This window comes from Rhodanobacter sp. C05 (assembly GCF_002001165.1).
Taxonomy (GTDB): domain Bacteria; phylum Pseudomonadota; class Gammaproteobacteria; order Xanthomonadales; family Rhodanobacteraceae; genus Rhodanobacter.
Window position 1 is genome coordinate 1 of record NZ_MUNQ01000020.1, and the last position, 15,487, is coordinate 15,487.

General features: G+C 61.7%; 14 protein-coding genes. 12 read left to right on the top strand and 2 right to left on the bottom strand.

Going from position 1 to position 15,487, the window contains the following annotated elements:
- Positions 1–96 precede the first annotated feature (96 nt).
- The 10 genes from B0E51_RS15995 to fusA all read left to right on the top strand — a co-directional run bounded on the left by B0E51_RS15995 (position 97) and on the right by fusA (position 12,308).
- Entirely contained in the window at positions 97–1,113 is a 1,017-nt protein-coding gene (locus tag B0E51_RS15995) for a cysteine synthase A (RefSeq protein WP_077445877.1), read from the top strand.
- Between the two features lie 62 nt (positions 1,114–1,175).
- Positions 1,176–1,904: a 2OG-Fe dioxygenase family protein gene (locus B0E51_RS16000; RefSeq protein WP_077445878.1), complete on the top strand. Its 729-nt coding sequence runs from the start codon at positions 1,176–1,178 to the stop codon at positions 1,902–1,904.
- Positions 1,905–1,999: 95 nt separating this feature from the next.
- Positions 2,000–3,187 carry an acyl-CoA desaturase gene (locus tag B0E51_RS16005; RefSeq protein WP_077445879.1) on the top strand — a complete coding sequence of 396 codons (1,188 nt, stop codon included), beginning with the start codon at positions 2,000–2,002 and terminating at the stop codon, positions 3,185–3,187.
- Between the two features lie 233 nt (positions 3,188–3,420).
- A complete protein-coding gene (locus B0E51_RS16010; RefSeq protein WP_168172660.1) occupies positions 3,421–3,759 on the top strand; it encodes an RcnB family protein in 339 nt (112 codons plus the stop codon).
- A 417-nt stretch (positions 3,760–4,176) separates the two neighbouring features.
- On the top strand, positions 4,177–4,515 hold the full coding sequence (locus tag B0E51_RS16015; RefSeq protein WP_168172661.1) for an RcnB family protein: 339 nt from the start codon (positions 4,177–4,179) through the stop codon (positions 4,513–4,515).
- 219 nt (positions 4,516–4,734) lie between these two features.
- Positions 4,735–5,091 carry a DUF1304 domain-containing protein gene (locus B0E51_RS16020; protein WP_077445882.1) on the top strand — a complete coding sequence of 119 codons (357 nt, stop codon included), beginning with the start codon at positions 4,735–4,737 and terminating at the stop codon, positions 5,089–5,091.
- Between the two features lie 14 nt (positions 5,092–5,105).
- Positions 5,106–5,768, top strand: a complete 663-nt coding sequence (locus B0E51_RS16025) for a M24 family metallopeptidase (RefSeq protein ID WP_077445883.1) — start codon at positions 5,106–5,108, stop codon at positions 5,766–5,768.
- Positions 5,769–5,874: 106 nt separating this feature from the next.
- A complete protein-coding gene (locus B0E51_RS16030; RefSeq protein WP_077445884.1) occupies positions 5,875–9,447 on the top strand; it encodes a chemotaxis protein CheB in 3,573 nt (1,190 codons plus the stop codon).
- Entirely contained in the window at positions 9,447–9,809 is a 363-nt protein-coding gene (locus B0E51_RS16035; protein ID WP_077445885.1) for a response regulator, read from the top strand. The genes B0E51_RS16030 and B0E51_RS16035 overlap by 1 nt, the downstream gene beginning before the upstream one ends.
- Before the next feature lie 369 nt (positions 9,810–10,178).
- On the top strand, positions 10,179–12,308 hold the full coding sequence (gene fusA / locus B0E51_RS16040; RefSeq protein ID WP_077445886.1) for an elongation factor G: 2,130 nt from the start codon (positions 10,179–10,181) through the stop codon (positions 12,306–12,308).
- A 295-nt stretch (positions 12,309–12,603) separates the two neighbouring features.
- Here the strand turns inward: fusA and B0E51_RS16045 are convergent, their stop codons facing one another.
- Together B0E51_RS16045 and B0E51_RS16050 are read right to left on the bottom strand one after the other, a co-directional pair.
- Complete coding sequence (locus B0E51_RS16045) at positions 12,604–12,846, bottom strand: DUF6582 domain-containing protein (protein ID WP_077445887.1); 243 nt, start codon at positions 12,844–12,846, stop codon at positions 12,604–12,606.
- Between the two features lie 94 nt (positions 12,847–12,940).
- The gene (locus B0E51_RS16050) at positions 12,941–13,141 is read right to left on the bottom strand and encodes a hypothetical protein (RefSeq protein WP_077445888.1); all 201 of its coding nucleotides are present in this window, start codon (positions 13,139–13,141) and stop codon (positions 12,941–12,943) included.
- A 428-nt stretch (positions 13,142–13,569) separates the two neighbouring features.
- Between B0E51_RS16050 and B0E51_RS16055 the strand changes: the two genes are divergently transcribed.
- On the top strand, positions 13,570–13,728 hold the full coding sequence (locus B0E51_RS16055) for a DUF3309 family protein (protein ID WP_077445889.1): 159 nt from the start codon (positions 13,570–13,572) through the stop codon (positions 13,726–13,728).
- Between the two features lie 345 nt (positions 13,729–14,073).
- On the top strand, positions 14,074–15,438 hold the full coding sequence (locus B0E51_RS16060; protein ID WP_077445890.1) for an MFS transporter: 1,365 nt from the start codon (positions 14,074–14,076) through the stop codon (positions 15,436–15,438).
- Positions 15,439–15,487: the final 49 nt, after the last annotated feature.

A 15,487-nucleotide genomic window follows, 5' to 3' on the forward strand; every position in this document is an offset into this window, starting at 1 on the left:
ATCTTCAAGTCAAAAGCTTTACCCCCTCCCAACCTCCCCCTGCAAGCAGGGGGAGGAGCAAAACCCAAAGGGTCACCACCCATCAAGCCTTAGCCCATGAGCATCCACCCCGACCTTTCCGCCACCATCGGCCACACTCCGTTGCTGCGGCTGCGCCACGCCTCAGCGTTGACCGGCTGCGAGATCCTAGCCAAGGCCGAGTTCCTGAATCCCGGCGGTTCGATCAAGGATCGCACCGCGCTCGGCCTGCTGCGGGATGCGGAGCAGCGTGGCCTGATTCGCGCCGGCGGCACCATTGTCGAAGGCACTGCCGGCAATACCGGCATCGGGCTGGCCCTGCTCGGCGCCAGTCTGGGTTATCGCACGGTGATCTTCATGCCGGAGACGCAGAGTCGCGAGAAGATCGACGCACTGCGCATCACCGGCGCCGAGGTGCGACTGGTGGCCGCCGTGCCGTACAAGGACCCGAACCATTACGCGCACCACGCCCGCCGACACGCCGAGGCATTGAACGCGATCGACGCGGGCAGCGCATGGTTCGCCAACCAGTTCGACAACACCGCCAACCGCGACTTCCACGAAGCGACCACCGGCGTGGAAATCTGGGAAGGCACTGGCGGCCGTGTGGACGGCTTCGTTTGTGCCGCAGGCACGGGTGGCACTTTGGCTGGCGTCGGCCGCACGTTGAAGGCACGCAATCCCGGCACAAGCATCGCACTGGCCGACCCAACCGGCTCCGCGCTGGCAAGCTACGTCAACACGGGCGAACTCGTCGCCACCGGCAATTCGATCAGCGAAGGTATCGGCTCCAGCCGCGTCACCGCGAACTTCGACGGCGCACCCATCGATCTGGCCTGGTCGATTCCCGACGACGAATCGGTACCGCTGGTGCATCAGCTGCTGGCCGAGGAGGGTTGGTGCGTCGGCGGCTCCAGCGGCGTCAATCTGGCCGGCGCGATCCGCCTCGCACGCTCACTCGGCCCCGGCCACAGCATCGTCACCGTGCTCGCCGATGCCGGCACGCGCTATCAGGCCAAGCTGTTCAACCCTGCCTTCCTGCGCGACAAAGGCATTCCGGTGCCGGACTGGCTCACAGATGCATTTCCAGACTGATTGACCGGTGCAATCACCGGATTGCCATCCCTTCGCGCCCCGCTCCTGCTAACGTGCCCGGTATGCATTCTCCGCCAGATACCTCAGCCCTTTACCCCAAGCTGCAGCGTGACGGCTTTGCCTTTGTCACCGCCGAGACCATGCGCGGACTGCTCGGCGAGCCGCAAGCGCTGGACGACTGGCATGCGTTTGCCGACAGTTGGAACGATCTGGCACCCGATACCTATCTCGCCGCGCAAGGCCGGCACCGACGTCGGCGTCACGCCACCTTCTCGATCGAGGCCGATGGCGAACTGCGCCGTGCGGCACACCAGCCGCACTACCAGAGCCTGCAGCACAACCCCCTGCAGGGTGATATCCAGCGCTGGTTCCGGCCGATGCGGCCGGCACTCGCCGACGGTGCCAGCCTGCACCGCATTTTGCAGTTCAGTTACGAATTGTTCGCTGCACTGATGGCGACGCCCCGGCGCTGGCATGTCGAGGCCCACCAGTTCCGCATCGAGGCCCGTGCCGGCGAGCCCGGTGAACCCACGCCGGAAGGCGTGCATCGCGACGGCGTCGATTACGTGCTGGTTCTGCTGATCGATCGCGAGAACATCGAAAGCGGCACCACCACCATCCATGACCACGACGGCGGCCTGCTGGGCAGCTTCACCCTGACGCATGCCCTGGATGCCGCCCTGGTCAATGATGCCCGCGTCTTTCACGGTGTCACTGCAGTGACACCGCTCGACCCCACGCAGCCTGCCCACCGCGATGTGCTGGTGGTGACGTTCAAGGCTGTTGCGTAGCAGGCAAGTCGCCGCGCATCTGCGTGATCGCCCGCAACATCCACGTTACGTAGGGCCAGCTATGATGTAGGCCACATTCTTCGCAAGGTACCCCCATGTCCCTCGATTCATCTCATCGCAGGGACAACGCTGCTTCCCCTTTGCCATACGATGCCATCGAGGAGCGGTTGAAGTTCAGCGGTGACAACTCCTTCCATCGCGAACTGCGCCGACGTGTCGACGCCGAGTTCAAGCGCAGCGATCGCCACCAGCGCGACAGTGCACAGATGTACCTCAAAACGGCGATCATCCTGGGTGTGTTCGCGGCCACCTATGTGGCGCTGGTGTTCTTCGCGACCAGCGGATGGCAGGGCCTGCTGCTGAGCATCGTGCTCGGCATCGCTACCGCGGGGATCGGCTTCAACATCATGCATGACGGCGGCCATCAGGCGTATTCGGAGCGCCGCTGGATCAACCGGCTGATGGCGATGACGCTGGACATGGTCGGCGGCAGTTCATACATCTGGCAGTGGAAGCACGCTCGCTTTCACCACACCTGGGTCAACGTCGCCGGGCATGACAGTGATATCGACCTCGGTGTGCTGGGGCGCCTGTCGCCATTGCAACCGCGACGGCCGTGGCATCGCTGGCAGCACTTCTATCTGTGGGTGCTGTACGGCGTCACCGCGATCCGCTGGCATCTTTATGGCGATTTCCGCGACATGATCACCGGCACCGTCGGCGAGCGTCCGTTCGCGCGACCGCGCGGCTGGGACCTGGCCGTGTTCGTGATCGGCAAGCTCGCGTTCTTCACCCTTGCGTTCGGATTGCCGCTGGTCTTCCATTCGATCGGTGCCGTGCTGCTGTTCTACACGGTGACCGCCGCCGTTGCCGGCGTGCTGCTGGCGCTGGTGTTCCAGATGGCGCATGTGGTGGAAGAGGCAGCGTTTCCCGAACCCCATGAAGGCGGTCAGCAGATGGACACGCCATGGGCGATCCATCAGCTGGAAACCACGGTGGATTTCGCACGCGGCAATCGCGTACTCAGCTGGCTGATCGGCGGCCTGAATTTCCAGGTGGAACACCACCTGTTTCCGCGCATCTCGCACGTGCACTATCCGGCCGTCGCACGCGTGGTGGAAGAGACCTGCCGCGAATTCGGCGTGACCTACCTCGAACATCGCACATTCGCTGCAGGCATCGCCTCGCATTACCGCTGGCTGCGGCAACTGGGCCGGCCCGTGATCGTGGCAGTCACCGCTCCAGTACCTGTACTGGAACCCGAGCCGCTGCCGCAGACCTGACCCACGCATTCCACGCACCCATGAAATATTCAGGACGCGCGTGACTATCGTCCGTGTGTGAACGACGCACTGCCGCGAAATTCACATGCAAAGAGCCTGCGGCTTGCGATGCTGTATTCGCAGTAGCCATGCCTTCGGTACGGTTTCACCTCCGGCAGGTGCGTGCGCTGACATTTGCCGCTGTCCTTGACCTGTGGCTCCGCCACAAGCTTGGCATTCATAAAGGACACCTCATGAAAACGAAACTTGTCTTGGCCATGTGCGCAGCTCTGCTGGCTTCCGGTGCGGCGATGGCAGCGCAGACCGACGATCAAAGCGCCGGCACCGTTCAAACCACCAAAACGGTCACCACGACCGTGCAGCACGTCCACGGCGCCGACACCGCCTGGTACAAGGAAGGCGGCGTTGTCCCTGTCGAATATCGCGGCAATACCTATGTCGTTCAGAAGTGGCAGACCGAGCATTTGAACGAACCCGCGGAAGGATCCCACTGGGTGCGTGGCGACAATGGTGACTACTTGCTGGTCGACGAAAATACCGGCGCGATCACCAGTATCGTCCACCAGCACTGATTGACCCGCCCCACCATGAGCACGGCTCTGCCGTGTCCATGCAAACGGACCCATGGTTTCCATGGGTCCGTTTTTTTGCAGCAGTCAATCTGTTTTCAACACCCTCTGGTCACGCATGACAATGACGCTGGATCCCATGAAAGTTCACCGGCATCTCAGATATCCACCGACCTGATCAAGTGACATGCCGCGCCCAAAACTGAAGATCACGCAACAGCCTGACCATACCGCGCAGAAAGATGACCCACGTTCAAACGTGAACTGTTCGCTGGCGCGGAATTCACATGTTGAGGGCTTGCCGCTTGCAAGGCTGTTCGTGCATTAGGCATGCCCCGGTGCGATTCAACTCTTGGCTTGTGCACGCCGAGATTTGCTGCCTTTCTTGTTGTAACTCCGCCATACACGAAGGAATACATCATGAAAACGAAACTTGCTTTGGCTATGTGCTCTGCCCTGCTGCTGTCCAATGTGGCGCTGGCACAAACCGACGATCAAAGTGGTGGCACGGTTGAAACCACCAAGACGGTTACCACCACCGTGCAGCATATCGGTGGCAACCACGAGACCTGGTACAGAGAGGGTGGTGTGGTACCTGTCCAGTATCGCGGTGACACCTATGTCGTTCAGAAGTGGCAGACCGAGCACTTGAACGAACCCGCAGAAGGTTCCCACTGGGTGCGTGGCGACAGTGGTGACTTCCTGCTGGTCGATGAAAACACCGGTGCAATCATCAGCATCGTCCACCAGCAACACTGAAGCTGATCGGGCAACGGCACGGCCTGTCGCCGTGCCCTTGCAAACGGATCCGTGGTTTCCACGGATCCGTTTTTATTGCGTATTTCAATCCACTGCCCGAGTTGACCGCTGCCTCTGTCTGTCGCACTTCAGGTTTGCGATGAACCGATCCGGCTGCGACACTGCCGCCATGGTGCTCCAGCCATGGAACGCCACGATCAACTATCCAAGGGGAGTGCCATGTCCATCGCTGCGAACGTCGTCATCGCCGTCATCGCTCTGCTGCACCTGTGGTTCCTGATCCTGGAGATGTTCCTGTGGACCAAGCCCGCGGGTCGCCGCGCATTTGGCATCACTGCGGAATTCGCCGAGCAGTCGAAAGCACTCGCCGCCAACCAGGGTCTCTACAACGGCTTCCTCGCCGCCGGACTGGTCTGGGGACTCTGTCTCGGCATCGCCGGCTTCTACGTAAAAGTGTTCTTCCTCGGCTGCGTGCTGGTCGCCGGCATCTTCGGCGGACTCACGGCGAGCCGGAAGATTCTATGGATACAGGCATTGCCGGCACTGATTGGGCTAGTACTCGTCCATCTGACCTGACCAGGCAAGCACTCATGGTGACTCCTTCTTGCGAAGCTGTCGGACAACGCTTCGATCACGACCTGATGCAACATGCTCGTGAAAGAACCTGGACCGCGTTGCACGGCATCCGGGAGCGCATGCATCCGGGTATCAGTGAAGACGAGGCGAAGCTTGAAGCGGCAGAGGTATTCCGCGAACTGGGCTTCGAGCGGCTGTGGCATCCGGTGCTGATCCGCATCGGGCCCAACACCACCAAGACCTACCGGCAGCGCTCCGACCCCAGCGTGCGGCTGGGCGAGAACGACAGCTACTTCATCGATCTGGGGCTGGTCTTCGACGGGCACGAGGGCGATGTAGGCGATACGTTTGTGGTCGGTCACGCGCCGGAGCGACAGGCTTGTGCGGATGCGGCGCGTGCATTGTTCGGCGAGGTGGCCGACGCGTGGCGCACGCAAGGACTGAGCGGCCACGCGCTGTATGCGTTTGCCGGCGAGCGTGCCGCGGCAATGGGCTGGCGGTTCAACCACGCGGTCAAGGGTCACCGGGTCAGCGACTTTCCGCACGCGATCCACAAGGGCGGCGACCTCGGTGATCTGGAAGCATCGCCTTCAAGCGGGCTGTGGATTCTGGAAATCCAGATCGCACATCCAAGCGAACCGTTCGGTGCGTTCTACGAGGACCTGCTGACGCGCTGATCCACGCGAACGCAGCAACCGCGTTCGCCCTATCACCCGGACTGAACGCCATGCGCGCTATGCTGCAGCCTCATCCAGGCGTTGCCTGGATTTCAGGCTGCATCGCATGCCGTCGTATCTGAAGCCCGTGCCCACTCCCGCCGCGACCACCGGCAAGGGCGCACTAACGGCGAAAATCCGCAAGCTGCCTCCACCAAGCATGATGATCGTTGGCATCGGCGCCTCGGCCGGCGGACTGGAAGCGTTCAAGGCGTTCTTCGCGCACATGCCGGTAGATGGCGAGCTGGCCTTCGTGCTGGTGCAGCATCTGGCGCCGGATCACAACAGCCTGCTGGCTGAACTGATCGGCCGCAGCACCACGATGCCGGTGCTTGAGGCGACGCATGGCATGCGGGTAGAAGCGCGGCATGTCTATGTGATTCCGCCGAATGCCACACTGACGATTGCCGACGGCGTGCTGCAGGTATGCAAACCGGCGCCGCCGCGCGAACATCGCTGGCCGATCAATACGTTCTTCACGTCGCTGGCCGAGGATCAGGGCGATCGCGCGGTCTGCGTGGTGCTGGCCGGTACCGGCAGCGATGGTGCGCAGGGACTGCGCGCAGTAAAGGATCACGGCGGGCTGGCGTTGGCGCAATCCGGCTTCGACCACGAGGCGATGACCGGCATGCCGGCCAACGCAGTGGCCACCGGACTGGTCGACGCCGTGCTGCCGGTATCCGACATGCCGGCGCGGCTGCTCGTCTATCAGAAGCAGATGCATGCCGCGCAGCAGAAGAAGGGCTCCGACGGCGTGCGCGGCGACGTGGCGGCGCACCTGAATACCATCTGCGGATTGCTGCACGCCGAAGTCGGCCACGACTTCAGCCAGTACAAGGAAAAGACCCTGATGCGGCGGATCCAGCGGCGCATGCTGGTGGTGCAGGCCGAGACGGTGACGGATTACATCGAGCACCTGCGCGGGCATCCGAACGAACACGAGCTGCTGTTCCGCGAGTTCCTGATCGGGGTGACCGAGTTCTTCCGCGATCCGGTTGCATTCGAAGCATTGCGCACCATCGCGATTCCTTCGTTGTTGGCCGACCGGGCCAGCGACGATGTGCTGCGGGTCTGGGTACCTGGTTGCGCCACCGGCGAGGAGGCCTATTCCATCGCGATCCTGCTGCGCGAGGCGATGGGTTCGCAACGCGGCCTGAAGGTGAAGATCTTCGCCACCGATATCGACGATCAAGCGATCGACCGCGCCCGCGCGGGACGCTATCGGGCGCCATTGAACGGCATCTCACCCGAGCGCCTCGAGCGTTGGTTCACCCAGGATCGCGACGACTACTGCGTGGTCAAGCAGATCCGCGAGATGTGCATCTTCTCACCGCACAGCGTGATCAAGGATCCGCCGTTCTCGCGAATGGACCTGGTCTCCTGCCGCAATCTGCTGATCTATCTCAACAACGACCTGCAGGAACGGCTGGTGCAGTCGTTCCACTATGCGCTGCGACCCGGCGGTTTCCTGCTGCTGGGTCCGTCGGAACGATTGGCACGGAACGCGCGCCTGTTCACCGAGCTGGACAAGAAGCAACGGCTGTACGTGCGCCGCGACGATGCACATACACGCCCACGGGATTTTGTGAGCATGCATCCGCGCCCCTTCAGCAACACGGAGCATGCCACACCGCGACATGTGGAAGATCCCATCGATCAGCAGGCGCGACAGGCGCTGGAGCCGTGGTCGCCGGCCTACGTGGTGATCAACAGCAGCCACGACGTGCTGCGCTTCGGCGGCGACACCGGGCGTTACCTGGCGCCCTCGACCGGCGCGGCCAGCCTCAATTTGTTCCAGCTGCTCGACAAACCCTTGCGCGGCGCCGTGCGCGCAGCCGCACTGCAGGCATTTGCCAGCGGCAAGCAGGTGATCCGCGATGGACTGACCCTCCTGCTCAATGGGCATGAACGCTCGTTGCGGCTGATCGTGGAGCCGCTGGGTCAGGATGAGCCACGTGACGACGGCAAGATCGAGATGTGTGTGGTCGCCTTCCATGAGCTCGAACCTGCTCCGCACTCGACCCAGTCGGCAGCGGACGGCAAACCCGGCAACGAGCTCACGCGCATCCAGGCACTGGAGGATGAACTGCGCAGCACCCGCATGCAGCTGCACGCGGCGGTCGACCTGCACGAAACGGCCAGCGAGGAACTGAAATCGGCGAACGAGGAATACCAGTCGGTCAACGAGGAGCTGCAGTCCGCCAACGAGGAACTGGAAACCTCGACCGAGGAAATGCAGTCGATCAACGAGGAACTGCAGATCGTCAACGCCGAGCTCAACAGCAAGAACGAGGCGCTGAACCGGCTCAACAACGACATCCGCAACCTGCTGGACAGCACGCAGATCGCGACGATCTTCCTCGACCGCGAGCTGCACATCCGCAGCTATACGCCGATGATGACCGAGCTGTTCCACCTGCGTGACGGCGACAAAGGACGCCCGATCACCGAGATATCCCCGCGTATCAGCTACCCGGAACTGAAAAGCGACGTGGCGCAGGTACTGCACAATATGACGGTCATCGAGCGCATGCTGCGTGGCGAAGGCGACGCCCCGACCTACCTGCTGCGCATGCGCCCCTACCTGACGTTCGACAATGTCGTCGACGGGGTGGTGCTGACCTTCGTCGACATCACCGAGAGCCAGCAGCTGAACAGCGAGCATGCCCGCCTCGCGGCGATCGTGAACTCCTCGCGCGATGCGATCTTCGGTTTCTCGCTGGACGAACGGATCAGCAGCTGGAACGCCAGCGCCGAACGCATCTTCGGCCTGTCGGCCGAGCAGGTGGTCGGCCAGCCGTTGAGCATGCTTCTGCCGCCCGAACCGTCCGAGGAAACCAGGAAATTTTTTGTCCGCCACGAACGACCGACACGGCTGGCGGAATTCGACATGACCTGGGTGCGACCGGACGGTACCTCGGTACCGCTGGCGATCAGCTACTCACCGGTATGTGACCACGACGGCACGCTGTTCGCCGGCAAGCTGATCGCACGTGACGTGACCGAACGCGTGCGCGCGGAACGACACACGGAAATGATGATGGCCGAGCTCAACCACCGGGTGAAGAACACCCTGGCCACGGTGCAGGCGATCGCCCACCAGACCATCACCAATGCGTCGGACTTGCCCACCTTCAGGGAAAGCTTTCTGTCGCGACTGCTGGCGCTGTCGAACACCCACAATCTGCTTGCCCGGGATGCGTGGCTCGGGGCGCCGCTGGTCGGCATCATCAACAACGAACTGGCGCCGTACCGTCACGACAGCAGTGTGCACATGAATGATGAGCGGGTGCGCCTGCAGGGCGACGAAATCAATCTGCTGCCGAAACAGGCACTGACGATGAGCATGGCCTTCCATGAGCTGGCTACCAACGCCGGCAAGTACGGCTCGCTGTCGATTCCTGAAGGCCGGGTCACCGTCACCTGGGCGACACACTTGAAGGGTCAACGTCCATGGCTGCTGCTGCAGTGGACGGAAACCGGTGGCCCGGCAGTCGAGCCGCCTACCCGTCGCGGCTTCGGTTCACGTCTGATCGATGAAGGCGTGCCTTATGAACTGGATGGCGAGGTCGCGCTCGAGTTCCCCCGCAACGGCGTCACCTGCACCATCGATGTACCACTGAACGAGGAAACTTCCTGATGACTACCGACAGGAACCTGCCCTGCATTCTGCTCGCCGAAGACGAAATGCTGCTGGCGATGATGCTGGAAGATCACCTCAGTGCGTCGGGCTACCGCGTACTCAAGGCCGCGCGCCTCACCAAATGCCTGGAACTGGCCGAGTCCGCGCCGATCGATCTGGCCATTCTCGACATCAACCTGGCCGGTGAGGTCAGTTACCCCGTCGCCCTGGTGTTGCGCCGTCGCGGCATTCCGTTCGTATTTTCCTCCGGCTACGGCGGCGAGGACCTGCCCGAAGCCTGGTGTCATGAAAAGACCCTGCAAAAGCCCTATGACACCAGGCAACTGACCGCAGCCCTGACTGCCCTGCGCGCTGCCTGAGCATACGCATAGGGTGATCCACGATCATCCGTTCTGCACGGGCATGGCTTCATGCAGCAGCGGGCTCCTGGCCAGCCGCTACCAACGTGATGACGACTGCTCGTAGCGCCATCTTCGGCTGACTACGCGGCCCATCCGGGCGGTAGAACGGAACCCAAGCCACAGCCCGCCGGCGCCTGCCGGCTGAACCGATCCGAGCAAGCTTGCCGTCGATCGGGTATCGTGCCGCGTCCCAAACATTCGCACCCTGCCTGCCGGGCCAGCGAAAATCCGGCTGAAAACCCGCAGGCGCATTGAAAAATATCCCGGAGGACAGCATCTGAGCTGGCCTCTTCACGCTTGCCCTACGCCCTATCCGGAATCCAGACCGTGGCCCGACAGAAACCTCTCTCGCTTTACCGCAACATCGGCATCATTGCGCATATCGACGCCGGCAAGACCACCACCACCGAGCGCGTGCTGTATTACACGGGCAAGAAGCACCAGATCATCGACGTGCATGACACCAAGGACGGCAAGGGCTCGACCACCACCGACTACATGGAGCAGGAGCGCAAGCGCGGCATTACGATCCAGTCGGCGGCCGTGACGGCCGAATGGAAGGGTCACCAGATCAACGTGATCGACACCCCGGGACACGTGGACTTCACCATCGAGGTGAACCGTTCACTGCGCGTGCTGGACGGCGCGGTGGTGGTATTCGACGGCGTCGCCGGCGTGGAACCGCAGACCGAGACCAACTGGCGCCTGGCCGACCAGTACAACGTGCCGCGCGTGTGCTACGTCAACAAGATGGACCGCATCGGCGCCAGTTTCGCGCATTGCGTGAAAGGCATCCGCGAGCGCCTCAATGCGCCGGCGCTGCTGTGCCAGATTCCTCTGGGCAGCTCCGACGAATTCATCGGCATGGCCGACCTGGTCGCCAACGTGGCCTACATCTGGGCGTCGGACGACAAGGACAGCACCTGGGAAACCGTGTCGTTCGAGGAAGCGAGGGCGCGCCTGAAGTTCGGCTCCACCGTCGACAACGACTGGATCGACCAGTTGCCGAAGCTGCGCGAGGAAATGCTCGAAACCGCCTTGGCGATGGACGACGACGCGTTCGGTCACCTGATCGAGACCGGCGAGCACGATCCGGTGAAGCTGAAGGAATGCATCCGCAAGGGCTGCGTCACCGGCAAGCTGGTACCGGTGTTCTGCGGCTCGTCGTACAAGAACAAGGGCGTGCAGCAGCTGCTCGACGCCGTGGTCGACTACATGCCGTACCCCGGCGAGAACGGCGGCATCGCGATGGTCGACGAGGACGGCAACGTCATCGGCGAGCAGGAAGTAAAGGACGACGCGCCGGCGCGCGCGCTGGCGTTCAAGGTCATCAATGACCAGTTCGGTACGCTGACTTTCTGCCGCATCTACTCCGGCGTGATCAAGAAGGGCGACACGCTGCAGAACGTCACCCGCGGCAAGAAGGAGCGGGTGGGCCGCATCGTGGAAGTGCAGGCCAACGCCACCAAGGAAATCGACGAGGTTCGCGCCGGTGACATCTGCGCGTTCGTCTCGATGAAGGACACCGAGACAGGCGATTCGCTGTCCGATCCGGCGCATCCGGCCCTGCTCGAGCGCATGCGCTTCCCGGATCCGGTGATCAGCGTCTCGGTCGAACCGAAAACCCGCGGCGACGTCGACAAGATGTCGACCGCGCTCTACAAGATGGTCAAGGCCGATCCGTCGCTGCGCATGGAAGTGGACCAGGAAACCGGCCAGACCGTGCTCAAGGGCATGGGCGAGCTGCACCTGGAAATCACCATCGACCGCATGCGCACCGAGCTGGGCGTGGAAGCCAACATGGGCAAGCCCAAGGTCAGCTTCCGCGAGGCCTTCGGCCAGTCCGTCGAACACACCTACACGCACAAGAAGCAGACCGGCGGCACGGGTCAGTTCGCCGAAGTGAAGATCATCTTCGAGCCGGGCGAGCCCGGCACCGGCGTGGTGTTCTCCGACGAAGTGGTCGGTGGTCGCGTGCCGCGCGAGTTCATCCCGGCGGTGGAGCAGGCCATCACGAAGGAGTCCCGCCAGGGCCAGGTCGCCGGCTACCAGGTACTGGACTTCAAGGCACGCCTGATCGACGGCAAGTACCACGACGTCGACTCCTCGGCGCTCGCCTTTGAAATCGCCACCCGCGCCTGCTTCCGCGAGGCACAGAAGATGTCCAAGCCGAAACTGCTCGAGCCGGTGATGAAGCTGGAAGTGGTCACCGAGGCGACCTACCTGGGCGACGTGATCGGCGACATGAACCGTCGTCGCGGCTCGATCACCGAACAGGGCCAGAAGGGTGCCAATGCCTTCGTGCAGGGCTTCGTGCCGCTGGCCGAAATGTTCGGCTACATCAACTTCCTGCGCTCAGCCACCAGCGGCCGCGGCAACTTCACCATGATCTTCGATCATTACGAAGAAGTGCCGGCCAGCATGGTCGAGAAGCTGATGGAGAAGGAAGCGAAGTAAGTCTTCGTTTCCATGCTCGCACTGATCTCATTGCGCCATGAACATAAAGAACCCGGGGAGTGATCTCCGGGTTCTTTATTTTTAGGTGCTGAAAGAAAGCTGCTGCAACGTCAGCATTCGATCCAGGCAGACGCCGGAGCTTTGCATCGGGTTATCCACGGCGGCACTCTCCGATCGGCAGGCATGTCATCGGCGCATGATGTCTTGACTGCAGGAGAGCTATCGAATGGCATCACGGGGGATTCGTCAGGAGAGCTGCTGGCGTCGCCAATACCGAGTTGAATGAACCGGCAGCTCAACCTTTGCCCAGCTCGTGCCGGCTCTTTTCGCTGAGCTTGACACCGTATTTCTTCGCGGCGGCCTGGATCCGTTTCCATGCCTCGTCTTTTTCTTCGGCGCTTGCGCCTTCAACCTGGTTGAAGCGCGCGACGGCGTTGCGCACATGCGCCGCATCTTCAAGAGGTTCCTTGCGTTGCCTGGGAAACGCGAAGTTGCGCTTTGTCAGGTCGTTGCGCTTTTCGGTGTCGAGTTTTGTCATGTTGTCTCTCCAGCTGCCGAGGCGCCGAGCAATCTTTCACCCATGGGCATCGCACCCCGAGAAGCCTTTGCCAGCATTTCAATCAAGGCTCTGCTCACCATCGACTTTTGATGACTTTTCCCGGCATGACGAACAGCCTGTCGTCCGCATTGAAGGTCCCACACAGACAATCCCGCTCGACCGATGTATCGGTCATGACCTCCTTCATGTCGCTGGGAGCTTCGTTCCGGGTGCTCGTCACAGCGTGGTTATCAAGCACGAATGCGGAAAGGGAATGCGGTGCAGTGGCAGTCATGGCGGATATCCAGATTCACGTGGGCAACAAGATGATGAGCAACAACGCAGATGCTACGAACGCGTTGGTGATGATGCTGCCAACGCATGTGAACATTCGGTGTTATCGGCATGCGTGAATTGCAATGACTGTTTAACATCGCCTCCGGTTTCCCGGCCTGCGATCTCTCGCTTCTGCATGAACACGATCATTGGTTGTTGCCATGAGAACTGGCGAAGCACATGCACGTGACCCATCCGTTGTACATGCTTGTCGTGCCAGATCCCCGTGAGCATGTCGTGATTGGACAACAGGGTTCGCATTGACAGTCCGTCCACTGCGGCCTTGTTACCGTGCATCGTTCGCGCGTAGGTTCGAAATTCTGCGCGAAGATTCCTCCACTGCGACCCTTGCCTAAGGTTCATCGCACCTGCCGCAAGGACACCACCATGTCTCTATCATTGCTATTGATCATTGTCCTCGTACTGATGTTGATCGGCGCACTCCCGACGTGGGGATACAGTCGCTCGTGGGGCTATCGCCCGACAGGCGGTCTCGGCGTCATCCTCATTGTGGTCATCGTGCTGTTGTTGCTCGGCGTCCTGTGAAACGCGTATCGACACCTCGTGAAACGTAGTCGATGGATTGCGTTCCTGTTCCTGATCATCTCGATTGTCGCCATGCTTGGAACAGGTCTCTACCTGAGCGCAACACATCAGGGATCGCACCCTGTCGAAAGCGACCCGGCGGCAGGCACGTCTGTACCACTGCGGTAGCGAACCTGCATCAAGCCTCGACTCCGCAACATCCAAAGTGAGTAGTCCTCATGCGTGGCCAAGTGTCGACAACGCCGCTGCAATACGATTTCTCGCTAGAGAAACACGAGAGCGACGAACCCACGCCGTTGCCTTCATCCTCGTGATGCACCGACGGCCTGGACGCATGGCGCAGTCATGAACGATTCCGGGTCGGCACCTCTCGCGAAGTCGCTGACGCTTGCCGCGATGAGCCTCGGTTATGGCGTCGTGCAACTCGATGTCACCATCGTCAACACGGCCTTGCGCAGCATCGGCACCTCCCTGGGCGGCGGCGTGTCCGAGCTGCAGTGGATTGTCAGTACTTATACGATCGCGTTTGCAGCCTTGATCCTGACCGCAGGCGCACTGGGTGATCGCATTGGTGCGAAGAAAGTCTTCATGGCCGGCTTCGCCATCTTTACGGGTGCTTCGCTCGCGTGTGCGCTGGCACCAACCGCGGTACTGCTGATTGCAGCCAGAGCCGCGCAGGGCATGGGAGCGGCCATCCTGGTGCCGAATTCGCTTGCCCTGCTCAACCATGCCTATCCTGATGAAAAGGAACGTGGGCGAGCAGTTGGCATCTGGGCCGCTGGAGCGAGCCTTGCTCTCACGGCGGGCCCGCTTGCAGGAGGTGCTCTGATTGCCCTCGTGGGCTGGCGCAGCATCTTCCTGGTCAATCTGCCCATTGGCCTCGCCGGTCTCTGGCTGACGTGGCGCTATGCGAGCGAGACGCCGCGGTCACCGCACCATTCACTCGATCTGGGCGGCCAGGCCGCGGCAATCGGCGCGCTGGGCTGTCTGGCCGGCGCCATTATTGAAGGTGGCACTCACGGCTGGAGCAATCCATGGGTTCTGGCAGGCTTTGCGGCCTTCACCGCTCTGGCAGTGGCTTTTGTATTTCAGGAACGGCGCGCCAGGCAGCCCATGCTTCCGCTTTCGCTGTTTCGACACCGACTGTTCGCGCTGACGTCGGCGATCGGCCTGCTGGTGAACGTGGCCTTTTACGGCCTCATCTTCGTGCTCAGCCTGTACTTCCAGCAGATCAACGGCCTGTCACCTCTTGCAACAGGTCTGGCCTTTCTTCCAATGATGGGAGCCGTGTTGCCGGCGAACTTGCTGGCCGCTCGCGCAACCGAGCGATTTGGCGCCCCTGCCATCATCGCCATCGGCGCAACCATGGCAGCCGTGGGATGCATGGCACTCCTTGGCACCGACCGCGGCACGAGCTATGGGTCCATGTGCGTCCAGCTTGTCGCGATCGGCGCTGGCCTGGGCTTGCTGGTACCACCGCTCACCTCGACGCTGCTCGGCAGCGTGGAGAAGAAACGCTCGGGCATTGCTGCGGGCGTTCTCAACGCCACCAGACAGACTGGCAGTGTCCTGGGTGTCGCTTTGTTCGGGGCATTTGTAGCCAAGGCAGGGGCATTTATCTTCGGCACCCGGGAATCGCTCATGATGTGCGCGATCCTTTTACTCGGAGCTGCGGTGACGATCATGGTCGGTGGTCGCAGCAGGAACTAGATCACCTGCCATGAAGCACGGACTGCGCGAACCATTTCTGCCCGTTCTC